The organism is Syntrophomonas zehnderi OL-4, from assembly GCF_000983115.1.
Taxonomy (GTDB): domain Bacteria; phylum Bacillota; class Syntrophomonadia; order Syntrophomonadales; family Syntrophomonadaceae; genus Syntrophomonas_B; species Syntrophomonas_B zehnderi.
Genome location: NZ_CGIH01000004.1, coordinates 174,561 through 194,876, shown reverse-complemented (window position 1 = coordinate 194,876; position 20,316 = coordinate 174,561). Strand labels below are relative to the sequence as shown.

Here is a 20,316-nt window from a genome sequence, read left to right as displayed (position 1 = left end):
CCCCCTTCTAATGGCTATTTCTTCTTGCCGGCGGCTGTACGTTTGGGACCCTTGCGGGTACGTGCATTTGTCTTGGTCTTCTGACCGCGCACCGGTAATCCGCGCCGATGGCGAAGTCCCCGGTAGCAGCCTAAGTCCATAAGTCTTTTGACATTCATGCTGACATCGCGCCGAAGATCGCCTTCAACGGTGTAGTTTTTATCAATAATTGTTCTTAATTTAGCTTCTTCTTCTTCGGTTAGATCTTTCACCCTGGTATCAGGGTTTATACCTGCTTCCGCCAATATTTTCTGAGCTGAGGATTTCCCGATACCATAAATGTAGGTAAGGGAAATTTCCACTCTTTTGTCGCGGGGTAAATCAACACCTGCTATTCTCGCCAATTCTATTCACTTCCTTCAGATAATATAGGCGCCGTCACGCTTAGCCCTGTTTCTGTTTATGCTTGGGATTTTCGCATATTACCATAACCTTGCCATGGCGTTTTATTACTTTGCATTTTTCGCACATGGGTTTGACTGAGGGTTGAACTTTCACTTAATTAACCTCCTTTAAACGGTAGAAAAGCTTCCTACTTGAAACGATATGTTATTCTGCCACGATTTAAATCGTAAGGCGATAACTCTACCATTACACGGTCACCAGGTAATATTCTGATAAAATTCATCCGCATTTTTCCTGATATGTGGGCGAGGACCTTATGGCCATTTTCCAGTTCCACCGTAAACATAGCATTGGGTAACGGTTCAAGAACTTTCCCCTCTACCTCGATAACGTCATCTTTAGCCATTTACCAGACCTCCTTCCCATCTGATTCTCCTCTTTCAAGTATTCGCTTAAGACTTTTTTTGATTATATGGTTATCAGGTATTTCACCTTTATTTAAATAGTCAATGACCTCGAAAGACGTCATTTTAGTAAATTGCAAGTGTTTAATGTTCTTCATCTTAGGATTTTCAATTTTGCGCGTATCTCCATCACAAATAATAACATAGCGCTCATTAACCACCTGGACGATTACAAACGGCTTGCCGCCATCTCGGCCTGTCTTGGAGAAAACAACTCTGCCCAACATGGTCTCGGAAATGATTGGTCACCTCCATTACCTTAAGGTAAGGATTTCCGGCCCCTTATCCAGGATAACAATACTGTGTTCAAAGTGGGCTGATGGTAAACCGTCTTTGGTAACTACAGTCCATTCATCCTCAAGAGTGGAAACCTGGTGAGTCCCCTGGTTAAGCATGGGCTCAATCGCCAAGGTCATCCCTTCTTTTAGGATCGGGCCGTTATTCTTCCTGCCATAATTAGGTACCGGTGGATCCTCCCACATGGATTTGCCAATACCGTGCCCGACAAAGTCCCTAACTACCGAAAATCCATGGTTTTCAGCATGAGTTTGGATTGCGTTGGACACATATCCTAGCCGGTTACCTGCCTTTGCCTGTTCAATCCCTTTAAGCAATGCCTCTTCAGTTATCTGAATCAGTTTTTTAAGCTTAGGATCGATTTCACCTATGGCTACAGTTATGGCGGCATCTCCCGCATAGCCATCCAGCATCACCCCAAAATCAATACTAATGATGTCCCCTTCGTGCAAAACACGGTTGCCCGGTATACCATGTACCACTTCTTCATTTACTGATGCACAGATGGCACCCTGAAACGGTTTGCCGCCACGGGGATGAGGTTGATTTAGAAATAGCGGGATCGCATTTCTTTTCTTACACTCTTCCACAGCAGTGGCATTTAGAGCGGCAGTTGTTATACCCGGTCGCGCGGTGGCTTCCAGCAGCTTAAGCACTTCCGCTACGACCTGCCCGGAGCGTCTCATTTTCTCGATTTCATCCTTGGTCTTAATTATTATCATCTAGAGCTTCTCCAGCACTAATACTACATCTGCAAACACGTCTTTAGGATCACGGTTGCCATCAATCGTTCTTAAGGTGCCCTGCTTTTCATAATAGTTTAAAAGCGGCTGGGTCTGTTCCATATAGATCTTGAGACGATTTTTTACGGTTGCTTCTTTGTCGTCATCACGCTGCATCAGCCCAGTACCGCATTTATCGCAGATACCAACGGTTGTCGGAGGATTAAATCTGGTATTATATACGGTTTTACATTGCGGGCAGCTTACGCGGCCGGTCATGCGTTCCAGCAGAACCTGGTCAGGAACACTGATATCAAGGGCAGCTTCTACTTTTTTACCCAGCTTGGCTAAAACCTTATCCAGAGCTTCGGCCTGCGGTATCGTGCGCGGAAATCCATCCAGCAGAAATCCATCGGCACAATCCGGCTGTGCCAGTCTCTCTTCAACTACACCAATAGTAACTTCGTCAGGCACCAGTTGGCCGGCATCCATGTACTTCTTGGCTTCTAACCCCATAGCCGTTTGTTTGCTTACTGCTTCCCGGAACATATCTCCAGTAGAGATATGCAAAATCGGAAATCTTGCCTTGATTAAATCTGCCTGAGTTCCTTTACCAGCACCGGGAGGGCCCATAATGATAATGTTCATTAGTTAATCATCTCCTATTTTACAAAACCTTCATAACTTCTAAGCAATAAATGTGATTCTATCTGTTTCATTGTATCTAGCGCTACACCAACTACGATCAACAATGCGGTGCCGCCAAACCAGAGGCTGGTCACTCCGGTTATGGCAATTACGAAATTAGGCAATATTGCTATCAAAGCCAAGAATACACCGCCCGCTAAGGTTAGCCGGGACAGTATTTTGTCTATATACTCAGCGGTGGGTCTGCCTGGTCTGATGCCTGGTACGAACCCTCCGTTTTTCTTAATGTTATCAGCCACATCCAGGGGATTGAATATTATCGATACATAGAAATACGTAAAGAACACAATCAGTAAGGCATAGACAACATTATATAATACACTCCCAAAATTAAAATAACTGTCGATAAACTGATTATATCCAGATGTCTGTGACATAAAGGAGCCTATAGTCGCCGGAAACATACAAAGTGACATGGCAAATATTATAGGTATAACCCCGGCGGAGTTTACTTTTAACGGCAGGAAAGTGGTTTGCCCGCCATACATTCTTCTGCCCACCATCCGCTTGGCGTATTGGATTGGCAGCCTTCTTTGCCCTTCATTCATTGCGACTACTGCAACTATAACCGCCAGCATAACAATAATCAGCAATATAACGTTAAAGAAACCGATAATACCGCCTGATATTTCTTGACCTACTCCAACAATCTGCTGGGGTATGCGGGCTACGATCCCGCAGAAGATAATCAGGGATATTCCGTTGCCGATACCTTTTTCGGTGATCATCTCGCCGATCCACATTAGCATGGCCGTCCCGGCTGTGAGTGATATGGCAATTACCATATAAGAAGTAAAACCGCTATTGATAACTGCTCCTGTTTTGGTAAGAGCTGCGGACATGCCGAGAGCCTGGATAAATGCTAGTACTATGGTAAAATACCGGGTGTACTGAGCTATTTTCTTTCTGCCTTCTTCGCCTTCTTTGTTAAGCTCCTCCAGTTTCGGTACAATTACGGTGAGGAGCTGCATGATAATAGAGGCGTTAATATAGGGCGTTATACTCATGGCAAAAATACTAAAGCGTTTAAATGCGCCCCCGGATATTATATCAAAAAAGCCGAACAACTGGCCTTTCAACAATTCCGCCATAGCTTCCGGGTTGATCCCGGGTACAGGTATATGTGCTCCCACCCTGAATACGAGTAGCATAAACAGGGTAAAGAGTAGTTTCTTGCGCAGATCGCCGATTTTTACAGCCTGTTGAAATGAATTAAGCATTAGATCACCTCAACCTTGCCACCTCTGGCTGCGATTTTCTCCTCGGCCTGCTGGCTGGCTTTATTTACCTGTATGGTCAGTTTTTTTTCAATTTCGCCATCACCCAGTAGCTTAACTGGCAGAGGCGCTTTCCTGATTAGGCCTGCTTCCTTCAACATGGGTATGGTTACTACTGTACCCTCTTCAAAAACGTTCAGGTCTCTCACATTGACGATTGACCATTCAGTTTTAAAAATATTCGTAAAACCTCTTTTAGGTAAACGCCTTTGCAGGGGCATTTGTCCGCCTTCAAAACCGGGCCGGACGCCTCCACCGGAACGGGATTTCTGCCCTTTATGTCCACGACAAGATGTCTTGCCATGTCCTGAGCCAATCCCTCTGCCAACTCTTTTAGCACTTTTAGTGGCCCCGGGCGGAGATTTTATTTCCTCTAGCTTCACTCTTAAAACCTCCCTGTTTTTAATCTAACTCTTCCACACTTACCAGATGTCCTACCTTGTTAAGCTGTCCGCGGAGTTGCGGGGAATCTTCTTTTATCAATACCTGATTTAGCTTGCTAAATCCCAGGCTTTTAATGGTCAGTCTCTGGGTTTGAGGGTAACCAATAAAGCTTTTTTTCCAGGTAATTTTCAACTGCTTGGCCAAGGTTTTTCCCTCCCTAGTTCAAAATCTCATCGATGGTTTTGCCCCTCTGGCGGGCTACGTCTTCAACCCGTTTCAGGTTTTTTAAGCCCTCCATGGTGGCGTGCACCATATTGTTGGCGTTGGCTGACCCCAGAGATTTGGTAAGGATGTCTTTTAGTCCGGCTGCTTCCAATACTGCTCTGACTGGCCCGCCGGCGATAACGCCCGTTCCTTCCGCAGCTGGTTTTAACAATACTTCACCCGCGCCAAATCTGCCTAGTATAGAATGAGGAATCGTTCTGTCATCTATTAAAGGTATTTCAATCATGTTCTTTTTAGCATTTTCCATCGCTTTTCTGATTGCTTCCGGCACTTCGGTGGCTTTTCCTTTACCTGTACCGACTCTGCCTGCTCCATCACCTACTACAACCAGGGCACTGAAGCTAAATCTGCGTCCACCTTTTACAACCTTGGCAACCCTTTTTATATTTACGACTTTTTCAATATATTCGGGGGCTACCTGTTCCTTTTCAATCATTTTTTCCCTCCTAACCTGACGGAAATCAAGTGTTAAAAGTTCAGTCCACTCTCCCTGGCTGCATCTGCCAGAGCCATTACTTTACCATGATATTTGCGCCCATTTCTATCAAAAACAACTGAGGTAATCCCCTTGGTTTTAGCCTTTTGCGCAATACTGTCGCCTACGCGCTTGGCCGCATCTATATTGGTTTTACCGGTAAGGTCAGCCATGTCCTTATCAAGGGTTGATGCGGTTACCAGGGTTACACCATTTTCATCATCGATAATCTGCGCATATATGTGGTTTAGGCTGGTATAAATACATAGTCGGGGTACTTCAGCAGTACCAGCTATTTTCTTTCTAATCCTTTTATGTCTAGTTTTTCTGAGTTCATTTTTGCTGGTTTTCTTGATCAACGCAGTCACTCCCTTCCTATTTATTTACCGCCTGCCTTACCAGCTTTGCGTCTGATAACTTCGCCTTCATACTTGATGCCTTTGCCTTTATACGGTTCGGGCTTTCTAATGGCGCGTATATGAGCTGCAGTATTGCCAACCAGTTGTTTGTCAATACCTTTTACCGTGATCTTGTTAGCGGCCGGAACTTCAAACTCAATACCCGCAATGGGTTCTACTTCAACCGGATGGGAATAACCGATGTTTATAACCAGCTTGCTGCCTTGCATCTGGGCGCGATATCCTACCCCTACCAGTTCCAGCTTTTTTTCAAAGCCTTGGCTGACACCATCAACCATATTGGCTACCAGGGCTCTGGTTAATCCATGCATGGCTCTATGTTTTTTGGAATCACTCGGTCTTGTGACCAATAACACATTATCGCTAACTTCTATAGAAATATCTTGTGGTATTTGCTGGGAAAGAATCCCTTTAGGACCTTCAACCGTAATTATATCATCATTTATTGTTACCTTTACGTTGTCAGGTCGAGCGATAGGTTTTCTACCTATTCTGGACACTGCTCACTCCTCCTTCGGCTACCAAATGTAACATATCACTTCGCCGCCCAAACCTTCTTTGCGGGCGTTTTTATCAGTCATTAGTCCTTTAGAGGTAGAAACAATTGCGGTGCCGAGTCCACCCAAAACCTTGGGCACTTCATCCTTCTGTACGTATACCCGCAGACCCGGCTTGCTGATTCTTTTTAGTCCGGTGATCACTTTTTCCTTGTTGGGTCCATACTTAAGGTACACCCTGATTACCCCTTGTTTGCCATCCTCTATATATTCATAATCCTTGATGTACCCTTCTTCTTTCATGATCCGGGCCATGCCTAGCTTCATCTTGGAGCCGGGTACTTCAACGGTTTGATGCATGACCATATTGCCGTTTCTAATTCTGGTCAGGAAGTCGGCTACGGGATCAGTCATGACCATATTTTTTACCTCCTTTATTACCAGCTTACAACATAAGGCTTTCAGCAGGCTATGGTATTAACCTGTTACCACGACCAGCTTTTCTCCTCACTGTAGACTATCCACTTTTAAAGCCTACCAGCTTGACTTAGTAACACCGGGTATTTCTCCCCGATGTGCCATTTCTCTGAAACAAACTCTGCAGATGCCGAATTTGCCCATGTAGGCACGTGGTCTTCCACATATCTTGCAGCGATTGTATTCCTGGACTTTATACTTGCGTGGGCGTTGCTGTTTTGCAATCATCGCCTTTTTTGCCATTTGCAAATACCTCCTCTTATCTAAATGGCATTCCCATGCGCTTTAACAATTCCCGAGCTTCTTCATCGGTCTTCGCAGTAGTTACGATAGCTACTTCCAACCCTCTGATCTTATCGATTTTGTCATACTCAATTTCCGGGAAAATAGTCTGTTCCTTGATTCCCAAGGAGTAATTACCACGTCCATCAAAAGCCTGGGGCGAAACACCTCGGAAATCACGTACCCGGGGCAGTACAATGTTAATCAGCTTATCCAGGAATTGATACATCCGTTCACCCCGGAGGGTTACCATGCATCCGATGGGCATGCCTTCCCGCAATTTAAACCCGGCGATCGATTTTTTCGCTTTGGTAATAACCGGTTTTTGCCCGGATATGGCGGTCAGATCATTGACTGCTCCATCCAATGCCTTAGGATTTTGAATAGCTTCGCCAACGCCTATGTTAAGAACGATCTTTTCCAGCCTCGGAACCTGCATAACATTTTTATATTGAAATTTCTCCATCAGTTGAGGAGTAATCTCTTGCTTGTATACTTCGTACAGCGTAGCCATTTAATAGCTAGCCTCCCTTCTTGGAGCTTAGTCTACTACCTCTCCGCATTTCTTGCAGACCCTCACCTTAGTTCCATCTTCTAAAAATCCTTTGGCAATCCGCGTTGGTTGGTTACATTTTTCGCACACCAGCATCACGTTGGATACATTCATTGGTGTTTCTACCTGTAAGATGCCGCCCTGCGGTATAGCCCGGGTGGGGCGCTGATGCTTCTTGACTTTATTTATCCCTTCAACGACTACCCGATTTTGGGCAGGTATCGCTTTTAATACTTTTCCTTTGCGGCCGGCATCTTTGCCGGTTAACACTAGTACAATATCACCTTTTTTTATATTCATTCTTCACACCTCCACCGACTAAAGCACTTCGGGGGCCAGAGATATGATTTTCATGAAATTCTTATCCCTCAGTTCCCTGGCTACAGGTCCAAAAATACGCGTACCTTTGGGGTTTCCATTATCGTCAAGTATGACGGCGGCATTTTCCGAAAAAGAAATATAGGAACCGTCTTGCCTTCTGATTTCCTTTTTGGTTCTTACTACTACAGCTTTTACGACATCACCTTTTTTTACTACGCCATTCGGTGCTGCTTCTTTAACAGTCACGACAATGATATCTCCAACCGTAGCATACTTTCGATTTGATCCGCCTAATATCTTTATACAGAGTACCTGTTTGGCCCCGGTGTTGTCCCCTACCTGTAAAACTGTTTCCTGCTGAATCACGGTTTAAACCTCCCTTCAATATACCAGAACTATTGCAGAGTCTTGGCTTTTTGAATAATTTCCACGAGTATCCATCTCTTGTCCTTGCTTAAGGGGCGGGTTTCCATGATCTTTACGACATCACCGGTTTTGGCTTCGTTATTTTCGTCATGAACTTTATATTTCTTACTTGTCTTTATGGTCTTTTTGTATAGAGGATGCTGCTGTACGGTTTCTACTGAAACGGTTATGGTCTTTTCCATTTTGTCGCTGGTTACCGTGCCCATCCTGGTTTTACGGTTGCCTTGATGTTGAGCCACCCTTAGACCTCCTTTTTATCCGTTACTCTCCCGCGAAATTTCCCGCTGCCGTAATACAGTCTTGCATCTGGCGATGTTTTTTCTTACATCTCTTATTCTCATGGGATTATCAAGTTGACCAGTTGCCATCTGAAAACGCAGGTTGAATAATTCTTCTTTATAACTGGAAACTTTTCTTTCTAATTCCTCGTCGGTTAGTTCTCTCATTTTCTTAGCTATCACTAACCTCACCATCCATTTCTTCTCTTTTTACAAACTTACATTTTACCGGAAGCTTGTGAGATGCTAAACGCATTGCCTCGCGGGCAACTTCTTCGTTAACTCCAGCAAGTTCAAACATTACCCGGCCTGGTTTGACTACAGCCACCCATTGTTCGGGTGAACCTTTTCCCTTACCCATACGGGTTTCAGCCGGTTTGGCAGTGATCGGACGATCGGGGAATATTTTAATCCAGAGTTTACCGCCTCTTTTGATATATCTGTTGATGGCAATACGGGCTGCTTCAATCTGGCGATTTGTGATCCAGGCTGCTTCCAAGGCTTGCAGGCCGTATTCACCGTAAGTCACTGTATTACCTTTCTGAGCCTTACCTTTTAAGGCAGGGCGATGTTGTTTTCTATATTTTACTCTTTTAGGGGTAAGCATTATTGACCTGCCTCCTCCATTTGTTTCTCTTGCGGTCTTTTTTTGGCTTCAGGGGCTACTTCACCGCGATTTATCCAGACCTTGATACCAATTTTGCCATAGGTTGTATTGGCTTCGGCAAATCCATAATCAATATCGGCTCTTAAAGTATGCAGGGGTACTTTTCCTTCAGCATACCATTCGGTTCTGGCTATCTCAGCACCGCCCAGCCGACCAGAAATGGCTATCTTCATACCTTCTCCGCCCATCCGCATGGTTCGGCTTACAGCCTGTTTCATTGCCCGGCGGAAAGAAACCCTCTTCTCAAGCTGCTGGGCAACATTCTCGGCAACGATCTGGGCATCCAGTTCTGGTTTTTTAATCTCTTGGATATTAATATTAATGTTCTTGCCGGTAAGTTTGGTCAGATCCTGTTTAAGTTTTTCAACTTCAGTTCCGCCGCGCCCGATTACGATACCCGGCTTGGCGGTATGAATCGTAATACGCACCCGATTCCCGGTTCGCTGTATCTCTACCTTGGATATACCGGCAACGTAAAAGCGCTCTTTTATCATACTTCTGATTTTATAATCTTCGTGTAATAGATCGGCATAATCTCTGTCAGCGTACCAATTGGAGTCCCAATCTTTGATAATGCCGATTCTTAATCCTTTCGGATGAACCTTCTGACCCACTATTTAACCTCCCTTTCGCGCAGCACCACGGTAATATGACTGGTTCTATGACGCCTAATGTCGGCTCGGCCATAAGCTCTGGGCCTCATTCTCTTTAAGACCGGGCCTTCGTTTACTAATATCTCGGATATATATAAAGCGTCTGAATCCATATCATAATTATGCTCTGCATTGGCTACGGCAGATTGCACTACTTTACTGATCAGGGGGGAAGATTTTTTGTTGGTATATCTTAAAATACCCAAGGCTTCACTTACATCTTTACCTCTAACCAGATCGGCCACCTGACGTGCTTTTAAAGGAGATACTCGCAAGTACCGAGCAATTGCTCTGGATTCCATAATCAGGTTCCTCCTCTCTACCTTGATCTGCTCGATTTTTCTGATTTTCCAGCATGGCCACGGTAAGTTCTGGTAGGAGCAAATTCGCCCAATTTTAAACCGACCATATCTTCGGTAATATAAACGGGTATATGTCTGCGTCCATCGTGTACCGCCAGGGTGTGCCCGACCATCTGGGGCATAATGGTGGAACGCCGGGACCAGGTTTTGATTACCTTTTTCTGTCCGCTGGCATTCATATCTTCAACCTTAGCCAGGAGTTTTTCCTCACAATAAGGTCCTTTTTTTAACGACCTAGCCATTTAATGAAAGACCTCCTTTACTTGCGTTTGCGAACAATCATATTGTCTGAGGGCTTTTTCTTACGGGTCTTGCCGCCAATGGCGATTTTACCCCAGGGGGAAACCGGATATTTTCTTCCTATGGGCGCCCGACCCTCGCCGCCGCCATGAGGATGGTCAACCGGATTCATAACCGAGCCTCTAACCGCAGGTCGGTTCCCTAACCAGCGGGATCTGCCGGCTTTGCCGATAGTGATATTTTCATGTTCCACATTCCCGACCTGGCCAATGGTAGCCCGGCAATTGATATGAACCAGTCTGACCTCCCCGGAAGGAAGTCTGATATGAGCATAGGCTCCTTCCTTGGCCATCAATTGTGCTACCGCACCGGCGGAGCGTGCCAATTGTCCGCCTTTACCCGGTCTCATTTCGATATTGTGGATTAAGGATCCCACCGGAATATCTTTTAATTTCAAGGAGTTGCCTACTTTAATATCGGCTGTTTCTCCTGACTCGACTGTGTCACCGACTTTAAGATTATGCGGTGCAATGATATAAGCCTTGGCACCATCTGCATAATGCAGGAGGGCAATATTGGCTGAACGATTGGGATCATACTCAATCGCTGCTACTTTCGCCGGAACACCATCTTTGATGCGTTTAAAATCAATTACCCGGTAGAGTCTTTTATGTCCTCCCCCTCGGTGCCTGACTGTTATCCGTCCGTTAACATTACGGCCGGCTTTGCGCTTTAAACTGGTAGTAAGACCTTTTTCCGGTTCACTCCTGGTTATTTCTTCGAAGGTCATTACGGTCATATGTCTTCTACTTGGGGTAGTTGGTCTATATTTTTTTACACTCATCGGAACAATCCTCCCGATCTAATCTAATTTAGCATTGCGCTTGGTCTACATTCCTTCAAACAGTTTAATCTTATAGCCGGGCTTGAGGGTAACTATCGCCTTCTTGCGATCAGGTCTCTTACCTTCAAATCGTCCCATCCGCTTGGGTTTGCCCTTTACATTCATGGTATATACCTGCTCAACCCTGACCTTAAATATATTTTCAACGGCGTTTTTTATTTCGGTTTTGTTGGCTTTCTTATCTACAATAAAGGTGTATTTATTATCAGCCAGCAGATCCATGGATTTTTCAGTTACTACCGGTTTGATAATTATATCTCTGTAGTCTCTCATGATTAGGCAAATACCTCCTCTACCATGGCAACTGCATCCCTGGTAATGAGCAGGGTATCGTATTTTAAAATATCGTAAACGTTAATGAAATCCGCTCTTAAAGGTTTTACGCCTTCTATATTTCTGGCTGATTTAGTCACATTCACGTTACCATCTGCAGTTACAACTAGTGTCTTTTTGCCTACCTTTAAGGCTTCCAGGGCCTGAACCATCATTTTGGTTTTCGGCTGCTCAAAATTCAGTTCGTCCACTACTACAATCTTATTATCAAGTGCCTTGGTAGACAGGGCTGACTTTAGCGCTAACCTTCTTACCTTCTGGGGTAGCCTGTAGGAATAATCTCTGGGTTTGGGGCCAAATGCTATTCCGCCGCCTCTCCAAACCGGATTCCTGCTACTGCCTACCCGTGCACGTCCGGTTCCCTTTTGTCTCCAGGGTTTTCTACCTCCACCTCTTACTTCAGTCCTGGTTTTGGTTGAAGATGTACCCTGACGCTTATTGGCAAGCTGCATCTTAACAAAGTCATACATGACTGCCTCATTAGGCTCTATACCAAAAACATTGTCGTTTAGTTCAATTTCTCCGACCTGGGCCCCGGCCATGTTATATACCGCAACTTTAGGCATCTTCCTAACCTCCTTCTCATAAAGCTATGCCTTGACAGAATTCTTAATAATAACCAGACCTTTTCTGGGGCCGGGTATTGCACCCTTGATCAGGATAAGGTTTTTTTCGGGGTAGACCTTAACGATTTGTAAACATTGCACGGTAACCCGTTCTCTTCCTAATCTTCCGGGCAACTTCCGCCCTTTGAAAACGCGGGCTGGCCCCTTGGCCGCCAGGGAGCCTGGTCTGCGATGATACTTGGAACCATGGCCCATGGCTCCACGGGCAAAGTTATGGCGCTTAACTGCTCCGGCAAAGCCTTTGCCTTTGGATGTGCCCACTACATCAACGATATCCCCGGGAGCAAACAGATCTACATTGAATTCAGCTCCAATGTCATAATCGTCTACGTTATCTATACGGAATTCTCTTATATATCGTAAAGGTTTTACATTGGCCTTCTTAAAGTGGCCCGTTTCCGGTTTGTTTACCAGTCTTTCCCTGATTTCACCATAGCCTACCTGCAGCGCGTTGTACCCATCATTGGCGATCGTCTTCTTTTGCAGCACTACATTCGGGCTGGCTTCTACAACCGTGACCGGTACCGCCCGGCCGGTTTCATCGAATACCTGGGTCATGCCCACCTTGGTGCCCATGAGGGCTTTCTTCAATTTGCTTGTCACCTTGATTACCTCCTGGCTCAGAATTATGGCGAGCGGTTGAAAGTGGGATCTCCAACATCGCCTCTAATTTTTATCCGGGTTTTTGCCGCCTTAAGACCACTTTTCCCACTGGTCTTTAAGCACCGGTTCCTCACCTATAACTTGATCTCTATGTCTACGCCGGAAGGCAAATCCAGGTGCATAAGAGCATCGATAGTTTTGGGATTAGGATCCAGTATGTCTATGAGTCTTTTATGGGTACGCATTTCAAACTGTTCCCGTGAATCCTTATTCACATGAGGCGACCGCAGGATCGTATAGATACTTTTTTCGGTCGGCAGGGGAATAGGTCCGGATACAGTGGCTCCATTTTTTTTAGCTGTTTCCACAATCTTCTGGGATGATTGATCCAGGAGTTTGTGATCGAATGCCTTTAAACGAATTCTAACTTTTTGCTGGCCACTCACTCTATTTTAAACCTCCTTAGCCTGGGCTCATTCTTTACACGCATCCTCGTGTTTGGGGATAAAGGACCCTATGATCCCTTATCCCGCTGGCTGGTGTTTTATTATTTAGTCAATGCTGGTAACAACTCCGGAACCAACTGTTCTGCCGCCTTCTCTTATTGCAAATCTTAAGCCTTCTTCAATGGCAATCGGGGTTATCAGTTCTATGGACATCTGAATGTTATCACCGGGCATTACCATTTCTACGCCTTCGGGTAACTGGATTACGCCGGTCACATCTGTTGTCCGGAAGTAAAACTGGGGTCTGTAGCCACCAAAGAACGGGGTATGGCGACCGCCTTCTTCTTTGGACAGTACGTATACTTCACCTTTGAACTTGGTTAAGGGCTTGATGCTGCCTGGTTTGGCTAATACCATGCCTCTTTCCACGTCTTTTCTGTCCAGTCCTCTTAACAGGGTGCCGATATTGTCTCCGGCTTCGGCATAGTCTAATAGTTTTCTAAACATCTCTACGCCTGTTACTATGTGTTTTCTGATCTCTTCTCTCATCCCTACTATCTCGGTTTCGTCTCCAACCTTGACCTGGCCTCTTTCTACCCTGCCGGTTACTACGGTGCCACGACCGGTTATGGTGAATACGTCCTCGATCGGCATTAAAAAGGGTTTATCGACTGCTCTTTCGGGCAGAGGAACGTAACTGTCCACCGCATCCATTAACTCCCATATGCGGCCACACCACTCACAGTCTCTGCTGCCGCAACCGCATTCTAAGGCTTTTAAACCGGAACCTTTTATGACCGGGATGTCATCTCCGGGAAAGTCATACGTGCTTAATAGTTCTCTGATTTCCATCTCTACCAGTTCGAGCAGTTCTTCATCGTCTACCATGTCGGTTTTGTTCATGAATACTACTATGTGGTGCACTCCCACCTGCCTGGAGAGCACGATGTGTTCCCTGGTCTGAGGCATGGGGCCGTCTGCTGACGATACTACCAATATGGAACCATCCATCTGGGCTGCTCCGGTGATCATGTTCTTTATGTAGTCAGCATGACCCGGGCAGTCTACATGTGCGTAATGTCTGGTCTCAGTCTGGTATTCTACGTGGGAGGTATTTATCGTTATACCTCTTTCTCTTTCTTCCGGGGCTTTGTCTATATCTGCATATGAAGTTGCAACTGCCCCGCCTGTCTGGGACAGGGTTAACGTGATTGCCGCTGTCAACGTTGTCTTGCCGTGGTCTACGTGTCCTATCGTGCCAATGTTAAGATGAGGTTTGCTTCTTTCATATTTTGCCTTTGCCATCTTTTTTCTCACCTTTCCTTTTAATCGTGATATTTAATAATGAATGCTTTTTAGGCATACTCATTATATTCTACCCAAAAGCTGAACAAAATAAAAGGAGTAGGATTTAAATCCTGCTCCTTTACGGTTTATATTTATGGTAGCGGCGGAGGGATTTGAACCCACGACCCTACGGGTATGAACCGTATGCTCTAGCCAGCTGAGCTACACCGCCAGATGGAGCCCTTAACCGGACTTGAACCGGTGACCTCATCCTTACCAAGGATGCGCTCTGCCGACTGAGCTATAAGGGCAATTGTTTTTATGGTTGCGGGAGCCGGACTTGAACCGACAACCTTCGGGTTATGAGCCCGACGAGCTACCAACTGCTCCATCCCGCGTTGCTAATGGTGGAGGGAGAAGGATTCGAACCTTCGAAGTCGTCGACAACAGATTTACAGTCTGCCCCCTTTGGCCGCTTGGGTATCCCTCCATGAAGTTTTTGGAGCCGAGCACAGGATTTGAACCCGCAACCTGCTGATTACAAATCAGCTGCTCTACCGTTGAGCTAGCTCGGCTCAGCAAGTAATATTCTATATGCTGAGCTATTCAAAGTCAATAGTACTTAAAAATTAAATTTAAGTTTTTGAGCCGCAATCCCGACAGGCAGGGCTTTTTACGCTCGGCTATATGTTGATCTCGCTACGATCTTCCAGGTATTTCTCTAGTTTCCTTTTCACCCGCTGCAGTGCATTGTCGATAGATTTTACATGGCGTTTGAGTTCCACTGCTATTTCCTGGTAGGACTTACCTTCCAGGTAAGCCATAAGCACTTTCCATTCCAGGGTGCTTAATATTTCCCCCATCTTCTTCTCAATAAATACGAATTCTTCACGGCTGATGATGATTTCCTCGGGGTTGGTAATCTTGTTGGTGGTAATAATGTCCATCAGGGTGCGGTCTGATTCTTCATCATAGACCGGTTTGTTTAAGGAGATATAGGAGTTAAGAGGAATATGTTTTTGTCGGGTGGCGGTTTTAATGGCCGTAATAATTTGCCGGGTAATACATAATTCAGCAAAGGCTCTAAACGAAGTCAGCTTGTCCCCATTATAATCGCGAATGGCTTTAAATAAACCGATCATACCTTCCTGAATTATATCCTCCCGGTCTGCCCCGATTAAAAAATAAGACCTGGCTTTCGCGCGTACAAAGTTTTTGTACTTATCAACCAGATATTCTATGGCAAACTGATCTCCCTGCTGGGCTAGTTCAACTATTTCTTCATCTGTCATTTCGGCATATGATATGTATATTCTTTGCGTAGCGACAGAATTTATCACTAAATCGCCTCCATAAAATTATAATATCCTATTAATCATAACGATGGCGACTCTATGGACAAGTATATTATAGCGGCAAGTGGCTCACCCGTCAAGAACCCTTCTTTTGGGAAATATTAATCCTTTTTATTTAATCAATTCGGGTTTTCTTCCTGGCGCTGCCTTAATATCTCATAGATAAGCAAAGCAGCGGCAACGGAAGCATTAAGGGAATTTAAAGCCCCGCGCATGGGGATCTTTACAACCAAATCACATTTCTCTTTGACCAGTCTGCGGATCCCTTTGCCCTCTCCCCCTATAACTACAGCGGTGGGACTGGGTATAGCAGCTCGAAAATAGTCCTGACTGTCCTCCATGTCGGCAGCGACTATCCATAAACCGTAATCCTTGAGACGTTTAATACTGGTTACAAGGTTGGTTTCCATGGCAATACGCATATGTTCAACCGCTCCGGCAGAGGCCCGGGCAACGGCTGGAGTAATCGCAGAGGCATTATGACGAGGGATAACTATACCGTGTACGCCTGCACATTCTGCGCTGCGGATAATTGAGCCCAAATTCTGGGGATCTTCTATACCGTCCAAAAGCAGCACCAAGGCCGCTTCCCCGCGCATAGCCGCATATTCAAGTATTTCTTCCAAGGTGCTGTACTCATAAACATCTACCTGGGCCACTACCCCTTGATGGTTGCCCTGGGTATACATTCTATCCAGCTGGTTTTTCTCGACATACTGGCAAAAAACCCCGCGTTTGGCGGCCAGACTTAAAAGTTCTCCAATCCTTTTGCCGCCGCGGCCTTCCTGAATATAAATCTTGTGCACCCGGCGTCCGCCCCGCAGTGCTTCCATTATACTGTTTACTCCGGCTAATTTTTCCTTCATGGGCGTTCTCCTAAATAAGTTAAGTGTTTTTATCTGTTAACTATTCTTGGTATAAAGCAGACCGCCCGAGAAGCCATCTAGTTATAGATTACCATACTCGGGTGATCCTATGTATCAGGTTTTATACTACTGTATCTTTAAATTGTTCTTTAAATAAATAAGTCGGTGCATTTTCTGACGTAAACGCAATATATCTTGGAATTGTGATCTGCTGCCGACTGTTTGGGAAAGCTCCTTGGAAAAAGCAGTCGTTTAAAGATGTCAGATAGTAAACAGATCATCGGTTATAATTAATTCCGCATAATGCCGGGCAGGAAAACTACGATCAAATTCTATATCCTCAAAGAGCTCCGGCAGTTTTTCCTTAAAGAATAAAAGCAAGGGGATCGCTACCTGACGCATCTGCGGGTGAGCTGCCTGATCGCAACGCAAGCGGAAAAAGTGGCGCCATTCCCGCATATTAAAGGTAACCACAATTTCTGTCTTGAGTGAATTAGGCAAAACAGAGCGTGCTTCCTGGGCTGAACAACCTTGGGCAAGCATCTGCATATAGTTTTTCTCAATTACCTGACAGCTTTGCAGCCATAATGCATAAGCTTCTGGTTTATCATGCAGAAAATACGGCTCAATAACCGTTATTTCATTTCCAAACTTATCCTGGTTATAGGAGCAATAGCGGGTTGATTCCTGGCTGTAGGCAGCGCCTACCCGGTGCCGTACCAGTTCGTGGGATACCCCCCGGTCGATTATCAACATAACCGTTGCTTTCTCATGTTCTATAATTGATTCATGTCCCATTCTTACCTTGCTTTTTAAAAAATCCGGGTTGCCGCCAGAACTCATTTTATCCTCCGATTTGTAACAAACCCGGGCATAGCGTTCCAATCTGGTTGATATCCGGTCGGAAAGTGCATCCTGGGGGACATATATCTGAGGCTTGATTATTATCATTTTTATGCAACCTCCTTCTTTTAAGGGTCGGGCTGCCCTTCATCCAGAGCCCGCTGAATCAAGTCTTGTAGACGTTCCTCTTCGCCTTTTAGGTAAAGATATCCCAACAAGGCTTCAAAGCCGGTACTTAGTTTATAATCATGGAGAACCGTGTTTTTAGGAGGATTCGTTTTGGCATTCCTCCCCCGCCTTACTATTTCCTGTTCCTCCTCGGACAAATCCTTAAAAATATGACGAACCATTCGCGCTTGGCTGGCTGCTTTGACTATATCTACCGTATCGCTGTGAATATTCTTGATTTTTCTTGGGCCGCTGGTAGCGATATGTGTACGCACCATCAGTTCAAAGACCGCGTCCCCGATATAGGCCAGGACTACCGGAGAATACTGCTGCAATTCCTTGTCGTTGGCCGGTTTAGGCATCAGCAAACTTCCAGCGCACTCCTTCCCGGGTATCTTCCAATATGATACCGTTCTCCTGCAGATTGTCGCGAATCCAATCCGCCCGGGCATATTGCCTTTGCGCCTTGCTTTCTTGGCGAATAGCCAGGATATATTCCAGCAATTCGTCTACAGCCGGAGAAACCTCATAGCGAAAACGACTGCCCTCGGGATTATCCTCCACCTTGACGTTTAACCCATTTAATCTGTCCCGTACCGCATCACTAAGCGCATAGTCCTTTTCCTGCCGGGCCAGATTGCGCAGATCAAGCAAAAGCTTAAGCAACAGGTTGACATACTGTTCATCATTAGTATCCCGTTCTATGATTATACCCAATACCGATAACAGTTCCATGAAAATCTCAGCGGCATTTTTAACTGCTGTCCGGGCTGCCGGTTCCCGGCGATCCTGGTCGGCCATAAAACTGTTAAGCAGGCGGGATAGCTCAAACAGAAATCCCATGGCCATGGCAGTATTAAAGTCATCATCCATAGCTTCGTTAAATTTTTGTTCTAATTCATGGGTTTTTTCCAGTAGAGCCTTCCCGGCAACCGTTAATTCTGTAATTTCAGGTTCGTCATCAACAAACTCGCGGGTGAGTGTTAAGGTGGTTTTTAGTCTGCCCAGGGCTTTACGGGCCTCCTCCAGTTTGCTGTCATCAAAGTCCAAAGGACTGCGGTAATGGGTAGCGATCAGATAATAACGTATCACATCCGCCGGGTACTTGGCTAAAATATCACGCAGTACAAAGAAATTACCTAATGATTTGGACATTTTTTCACTGTTTACAGTAATAAATCCATTATGCATCCAGTATTTGACGAAAGGCTGGCCGGTATAAGCTTCGGCCTGGGCAATTTCGTTTTCATGGTGAGGAAATATCAGGTCGGCACCCCCGCCATGTATATCAATTGTCTCTCCCAGATATTTGGTTGCCATTACCGAACATTCTATGTGCCAGCCCGGTCTGCCTTCCCCCCAGGGACTATGCCAGCTAGGTTCATTGGGTTTGGCCTTTTTCCAGAGCGCGAAATCCGCCGGCTCCTCTTTGCGTTCATCTACTTCTACCCGGGCACCTGAGAACATTTCTTCCACAGAACGGCCGGACAGCTTGCCATAATCAGCAAAGGCTCTGACGCGATAATAGATATTGCCATCAACTTCGTAGGCATATCCTTTTTCCATTAGACCGGTGATGGTGGCAATAATATCCTCAATATGCTGACTGACCCGGGGGTGTATATCCGCGCGGTCAATCCCCAGGGCATCGGCATCTATAAAATACTCTTCTATATAATGGGACGCCAATTCCAGCGGGTCGGTTTGTTCTTCCCAGGCCCTTTTGATTATTTTGTCATCCACATCGGTAAAATTTTGAATATAGGTAACTTCATAACCCCTGTGTTTCAGGTAGCGTCTGACGGTATCGAATACTACCAGGGGTCGGGCATTCCCCAGGTGTATAAGGTTGTAGGTGGTGGGGCCGCACACATACATATTTACTCTATGCGGTTTCAATGTTTGCAGCTCTTCTTTTTTGCCGCTTAAAGTATTGTATATCTTCATCCTCGATGGTCTCCTTTTCAAGATTCTCCAGCTTCTGTTCTAAAACGGCTATTTTTTCCTGCATAGCCGTAAGCATATCGGCAATAGGGTCGGGCAGCATATGGTGTTCCAGGTCAACTTCCATTTTGCCGTCATGAACCCGGGCCCCGTCCTGGACTACGATCCGGCCGGGGACACCCACTACGGTGCAGTTAGGGGGTACGCTTTTTAATACGACTGAACCTCCTCCGATTTTGGCAAAATCGCCTACCGTAAACGAACCTAATATTTTGGCTCCGGCACTGACAACTACATTATTCCCAATTGTGGGATGTCTTTTTCCTTTTTCTTTCCCAGTGCCACCCAAGGTAACGCCTTGGTACAGGGTAACATTGTCGCCTATTTCGGTCGTTTCGCCAATAACGATACCGCTGCCATGGTCTATAAACAACCCTTTGCCTATTTTGGCCCCGGGATGAATTTCTATATCGGTAAAGTGTCTGCTGATATGTGATACCAAGCGAGCCAGGAAATACAGCTTCTTGTTATAAAGCCAATGGGCCAGGCGATGATTCATTACGGCATGAAATCCAGGATAACAGAAGATAACCTCCATTACGCTGCGCGCTGCGGGGTCTCTTGCAAATACTACCTGTATTTCTTCTCTAATCGTAGAAAACATCCTGCCTTCACCCTTTCTTTTTATAAATAAAAAACCTTTCATCTCTTAATCAGAGACGAAAGGTTAATTGCTTCCGCGGTTCCACCCTGTTTGAGTGCCAAGGCAC

The 20,316-nt window shown here is 45.5% G+C and carries 35 protein-coding genes, 5 tRNA genes and 1 other annotated feature (1 of these 41 cut by a window edge); all 40 genes read right to left on the bottom strand.

The window, feature by feature from the left end; genetic code table 11:
- Positions 1 to 14 precede the first annotated feature (14 nt).
- The 40 genes from rpsM to cysE all read right to left on the bottom strand — a co-directional run bounded on the left by rpsM (position 15) and on the right by cysE (position 20,210).
- Entirely contained in the window at positions 15 to 383 is a 369-nt protein-coding gene (rpsM, locus tag AAV90_RS01530) for a 30S ribosomal protein S13 (protein WP_046495014.1), read from the bottom strand.
- Between the two features lie 40 nt (positions 384 to 423).
- Positions 424 to 537 (bottom strand): 50S ribosomal protein L36, encoded by a 114-nt coding sequence (gene rpmJ / locus AAV90_RS01525; protein WP_046495013.1) that lies wholly within the window; start codon positions 535 to 537, stop codon positions 424 to 426.
- A 34-nt stretch (positions 538 to 571) separates the two neighbouring features.
- Entirely contained in the window at positions 572 to 790 is a 219-nt protein-coding gene (gene infA, locus AAV90_RS01520) for a translation initiation factor IF-1 (protein ID WP_046495011.1), read from the bottom strand.
- Positions 791 to 1,075, bottom strand: a complete 285-nt coding sequence (locus tag AAV90_RS01515; RefSeq protein ID WP_046495009.1) for a KOW domain-containing RNA-binding protein — start codon at positions 1,073 to 1,075, stop codon at positions 791 to 793. It abuts the gene before it with no gap.
- Between the two features lie 27 nt (positions 1,076 to 1,102).
- A complete protein-coding gene (gene map, locus AAV90_RS01510; protein ID WP_046495007.1) occupies positions 1,103 to 1,867 on the bottom strand; it encodes a type I methionyl aminopeptidase in 765 nt (254 codons plus the stop codon).
- Entirely contained in the window at positions 1,868 to 2,515 is a 648-nt protein-coding gene (locus AAV90_RS01505) for an adenylate kinase (RefSeq protein ID WP_046495005.1), read from the bottom strand.
- 14 nt (positions 2,516 to 2,529) lie between these two features.
- Entirely contained in the window at positions 2,530 to 3,795 is a 1,266-nt protein-coding gene (gene secY, locus AAV90_RS01500; RefSeq protein ID WP_046495003.1) for a preprotein translocase subunit SecY, read from the bottom strand.
- Entirely contained in the window at positions 3,795 to 4,235 is a 441-nt protein-coding gene (gene rplO / locus AAV90_RS01495) for a 50S ribosomal protein L15 (protein ID WP_046495001.1), read from the bottom strand. The genes secY and rplO overlap by 1 nt, the downstream gene beginning before the upstream one ends.
- 19 nt (positions 4,236 to 4,254) lie before the next feature.
- Entirely contained in the window at positions 4,255 to 4,440 is a 186-nt protein-coding gene (gene rpmD, locus AAV90_RS01490) for a 50S ribosomal protein L30 (protein ID WP_046494999.1), read from the bottom strand.
- 13 nt (positions 4,441 to 4,453) lie between these two features.
- Positions 4,454 to 4,957 carry a 30S ribosomal protein S5 gene (gene rpsE, locus AAV90_RS01485; protein WP_046494997.1) on the bottom strand — a complete coding sequence of 168 codons (504 nt, stop codon included), beginning with the start codon at positions 4,955 to 4,957 and terminating at the stop codon, positions 4,454 to 4,456.
- Between the two features lie 32 nt (positions 4,958 to 4,989).
- Positions 4,990 to 5,355, bottom strand: coding sequence for a 50S ribosomal protein L18 (gene rplR / locus AAV90_RS01480; protein WP_046494995.1), 366 nt, complete (start codon positions 5,353 to 5,355; stop codon positions 4,990 to 4,992).
- A 20-nt stretch (positions 5,356 to 5,375) separates the two neighbouring features.
- Positions 5,376 to 5,915: a 50S ribosomal protein L6 gene (gene rplF / locus AAV90_RS01475; RefSeq protein WP_046494993.1), complete on the bottom strand. Its 540-nt coding sequence runs from the start codon at positions 5,913 to 5,915 to the stop codon at positions 5,376 to 5,378.
- A gap of 18 nt (positions 5,916 to 5,933) precedes the next feature.
- Positions 5,934 to 6,332: a 30S ribosomal protein S8 gene (rpsH, locus tag AAV90_RS01470; protein ID WP_046494991.1), complete on the bottom strand. Its 399-nt coding sequence runs from the start codon at positions 6,330 to 6,332 to the stop codon at positions 5,934 to 5,936.
- A 114-nt stretch (positions 6,333 to 6,446) separates the two neighbouring features.
- A complete protein-coding gene (locus AAV90_RS01465; RefSeq protein ID WP_046494989.1) occupies positions 6,447 to 6,632 on the bottom strand; it encodes a type Z 30S ribosomal protein S14 in 186 nt (61 codons plus the stop codon).
- A gap of 16 nt (positions 6,633 to 6,648) precedes the next feature.
- Complete coding sequence (rplE, locus tag AAV90_RS01460) at positions 6,649 to 7,185, bottom strand: 50S ribosomal protein L5 (RefSeq protein ID WP_046494987.1); 537 nt, start codon at positions 7,183 to 7,185, stop codon at positions 6,649 to 6,651.
- 27 nt (positions 7,186 to 7,212) lie between these two features.
- On the bottom strand, positions 7,213 to 7,524 hold the full coding sequence (rplX, locus tag AAV90_RS01455) for a 50S ribosomal protein L24 (RefSeq protein WP_046494985.1): 312 nt from the start codon (positions 7,522 to 7,524) through the stop codon (positions 7,213 to 7,215).
- An 18-nt stretch (positions 7,525 to 7,542) separates the two neighbouring features.
- Complete coding sequence (rplN, locus tag AAV90_RS01450; RefSeq protein WP_046494983.1) at positions 7,543 to 7,911, bottom strand: 50S ribosomal protein L14; 369 nt, start codon at positions 7,909 to 7,911, stop codon at positions 7,543 to 7,545.
- Between the two features lie 29 nt (positions 7,912 to 7,940).
- On the bottom strand, positions 7,941 to 8,177 hold the full coding sequence (rpsQ, locus tag AAV90_RS01445) for a 30S ribosomal protein S17 (RefSeq protein WP_046496442.1): 237 nt from the start codon (positions 8,175 to 8,177) through the stop codon (positions 7,941 to 7,943).
- Positions 8,178 to 8,225: 48 nt separating this feature from the next.
- Complete coding sequence (gene rpmC / locus AAV90_RS01440; protein ID WP_242847455.1) at positions 8,226 to 8,417, bottom strand: 50S ribosomal protein L29; 192 nt, start codon at positions 8,415 to 8,417, stop codon at positions 8,226 to 8,228.
- Positions 8,418 to 8,421: 4 nt separating this feature from the next.
- Complete coding sequence (gene rplP / locus AAV90_RS01435; protein ID WP_046494977.1) at positions 8,422 to 8,856, bottom strand: 50S ribosomal protein L16; 435 nt, start codon at positions 8,854 to 8,856, stop codon at positions 8,422 to 8,424.
- Positions 8,856 to 9,530 (bottom strand): 30S ribosomal protein S3, encoded by a 675-nt coding sequence (gene rpsC, locus AAV90_RS01430; RefSeq protein ID WP_046494975.1) that lies wholly within the window; start codon positions 9,528 to 9,530, stop codon positions 8,856 to 8,858. The genes rplP and rpsC overlap by 1 nt, the downstream gene beginning before the upstream one ends.
- Positions 9,530 to 9,871 carry a 50S ribosomal protein L22 gene (rplV, locus tag AAV90_RS01425; RefSeq protein ID WP_046494973.1) on the bottom strand — a complete coding sequence of 114 codons (342 nt, stop codon included), beginning with the start codon at positions 9,869 to 9,871 and terminating at the stop codon, positions 9,530 to 9,532. The genes rpsC and rplV overlap by 1 nt, the downstream gene beginning before the upstream one ends.
- Before the next feature lie 17 nt (positions 9,872 to 9,888).
- Positions 9,889 to 10,173: a 30S ribosomal protein S19 gene (gene rpsS, locus AAV90_RS01420; protein WP_046494971.1), complete on the bottom strand. Its 285-nt coding sequence runs from the start codon at positions 10,171 to 10,173 to the stop codon at positions 9,889 to 9,891.
- A 17-nt stretch (positions 10,174 to 10,190) separates the two neighbouring features.
- The gene (rplB, locus tag AAV90_RS01415) at positions 10,191 to 11,015 is read right to left on the bottom strand and encodes a 50S ribosomal protein L2 (protein WP_046494969.1); all 825 of its coding nucleotides are present in this window, start codon (positions 11,013 to 11,015) and stop codon (positions 10,191 to 10,193) included.
- A gap of 45 nt (positions 11,016 to 11,060) precedes the next feature.
- The gene (rplW, locus tag AAV90_RS01410) at positions 11,061 to 11,348 is read right to left on the bottom strand and encodes a 50S ribosomal protein L23 (RefSeq protein WP_046494967.1); all 288 of its coding nucleotides are present in this window, start codon (positions 11,346 to 11,348) and stop codon (positions 11,061 to 11,063) included.
- Positions 11,349 to 11,350: 2 nt separating this feature from the next.
- Positions 11,351 to 11,974 (bottom strand): 50S ribosomal protein L4, encoded by a 624-nt coding sequence (rplD, locus tag AAV90_RS01405; protein ID WP_046494965.1) that lies wholly within the window; start codon positions 11,972 to 11,974, stop codon positions 11,351 to 11,353.
- Positions 11,975 to 11,998: 24 nt separating this feature from the next.
- Positions 11,999 to 12,610: a 50S ribosomal protein L3 gene (rplC, locus tag AAV90_RS01400; protein ID WP_052729613.1), complete on the bottom strand. Its 612-nt coding sequence runs from the start codon at positions 12,608 to 12,610 to the stop codon at positions 11,999 to 12,001.
- A 161-nt stretch (positions 12,611 to 12,771) separates the two neighbouring features.
- Positions 12,772 to 13,083: a 30S ribosomal protein S10 gene (gene rpsJ, locus AAV90_RS01395; protein ID WP_046494964.1), complete on the bottom strand. Its 312-nt coding sequence runs from the start codon at positions 13,081 to 13,083 to the stop codon at positions 12,772 to 12,774.
- 105 nt (positions 13,084 to 13,188) lie between these two features.
- The gene (tuf, locus tag AAV90_RS01390) at positions 13,189 to 14,388 is read right to left on the bottom strand and encodes an elongation factor Tu (protein ID WP_046494963.1); all 1,200 of its coding nucleotides are present in this window, start codon (positions 14,386 to 14,388) and stop codon (positions 13,189 to 13,191) included.
- A 137-nt stretch (positions 14,389 to 14,525) separates the two neighbouring features.
- Positions 14,526 to 14,602 (bottom strand) — tRNA-Met (locus AAV90_RS01385).
- A 3-nt stretch (positions 14,603 to 14,605) separates the two neighbouring features.
- Positions 14,606 to 14,681 (bottom strand) — tRNA-Thr (locus AAV90_RS01380).
- Positions 14,682 to 14,692: 11 nt separating this feature from the next.
- Positions 14,693 to 14,768: transfer RNA gene (locus AAV90_RS01375), tRNA-Met, on the bottom strand.
- Positions 14,769 to 14,775: 7 nt separating this feature from the next.
- Positions 14,776 to 14,860, bottom strand: a tRNA-Tyr gene (locus tag AAV90_RS01370).
- Between the two features lie 10 nt (positions 14,861 to 14,870).
- Positions 14,871 to 14,945 (bottom strand) — tRNA-Thr (locus AAV90_RS01365).
- 108 nt (positions 14,946 to 15,053) lie between these two features.
- The gene (sigH, locus tag AAV90_RS01360) at positions 15,054 to 15,710 is read right to left on the bottom strand and encodes an RNA polymerase sporulation sigma factor SigH (protein ID WP_157609456.1); all 657 of its coding nucleotides are present in this window, start codon (positions 15,708 to 15,710) and stop codon (positions 15,054 to 15,056) included.
- 134 nt (positions 15,711 to 15,844) lie between these two features.
- Positions 15,845 to 16,591, bottom strand: a complete 747-nt coding sequence (rlmB, locus tag AAV90_RS01355; RefSeq protein WP_052729523.1) for a 23S rRNA (guanosine(2251)-2'-O)-methyltransferase RlmB — start codon at positions 16,589 to 16,591, stop codon at positions 15,845 to 15,847.
- Between the two features lie 261 nt (positions 16,592 to 16,852).
- Positions 16,853 to 17,542: an FAD-dependent thymidylate synthase gene (gene thyX / locus AAV90_RS01350; RefSeq protein WP_046494958.1), complete on the bottom strand. Its 690-nt coding sequence runs from the start codon at positions 17,540 to 17,542 to the stop codon at positions 16,853 to 16,855.
- A gap of 20 nt (positions 17,543 to 17,562) precedes the next feature.
- Entirely contained in the window at positions 17,563 to 17,964 is a 402-nt protein-coding gene (locus AAV90_RS01345; protein ID WP_046495242.1) for a Mini-ribonuclease 3, read from the bottom strand.
- Positions 17,957 to 19,549, bottom strand: a complete 1,593-nt coding sequence (gene cysS, locus AAV90_RS01340; protein ID WP_046494956.1) for a cysteine--tRNA ligase — start codon at positions 19,547 to 19,549, stop codon at positions 17,957 to 17,959. The genes AAV90_RS01345 and cysS overlap by 8 nt, the downstream gene beginning before the upstream one ends.
- Positions 19,488 to 20,210: a serine O-acetyltransferase gene (gene cysE / locus AAV90_RS01335; protein WP_046495239.1), complete on the bottom strand. Its 723-nt coding sequence runs from the start codon at positions 20,208 to 20,210 to the stop codon at positions 19,488 to 19,490. The genes cysS and cysE overlap by 62 nt, the downstream gene beginning before the upstream one ends.
- A gap of 48 nt (positions 20,211 to 20,258) precedes the next feature.
- Positions 20,259 to 20,316 (bottom strand) — a binding site (T-box leader); it runs 164 nt beyond the window's last position.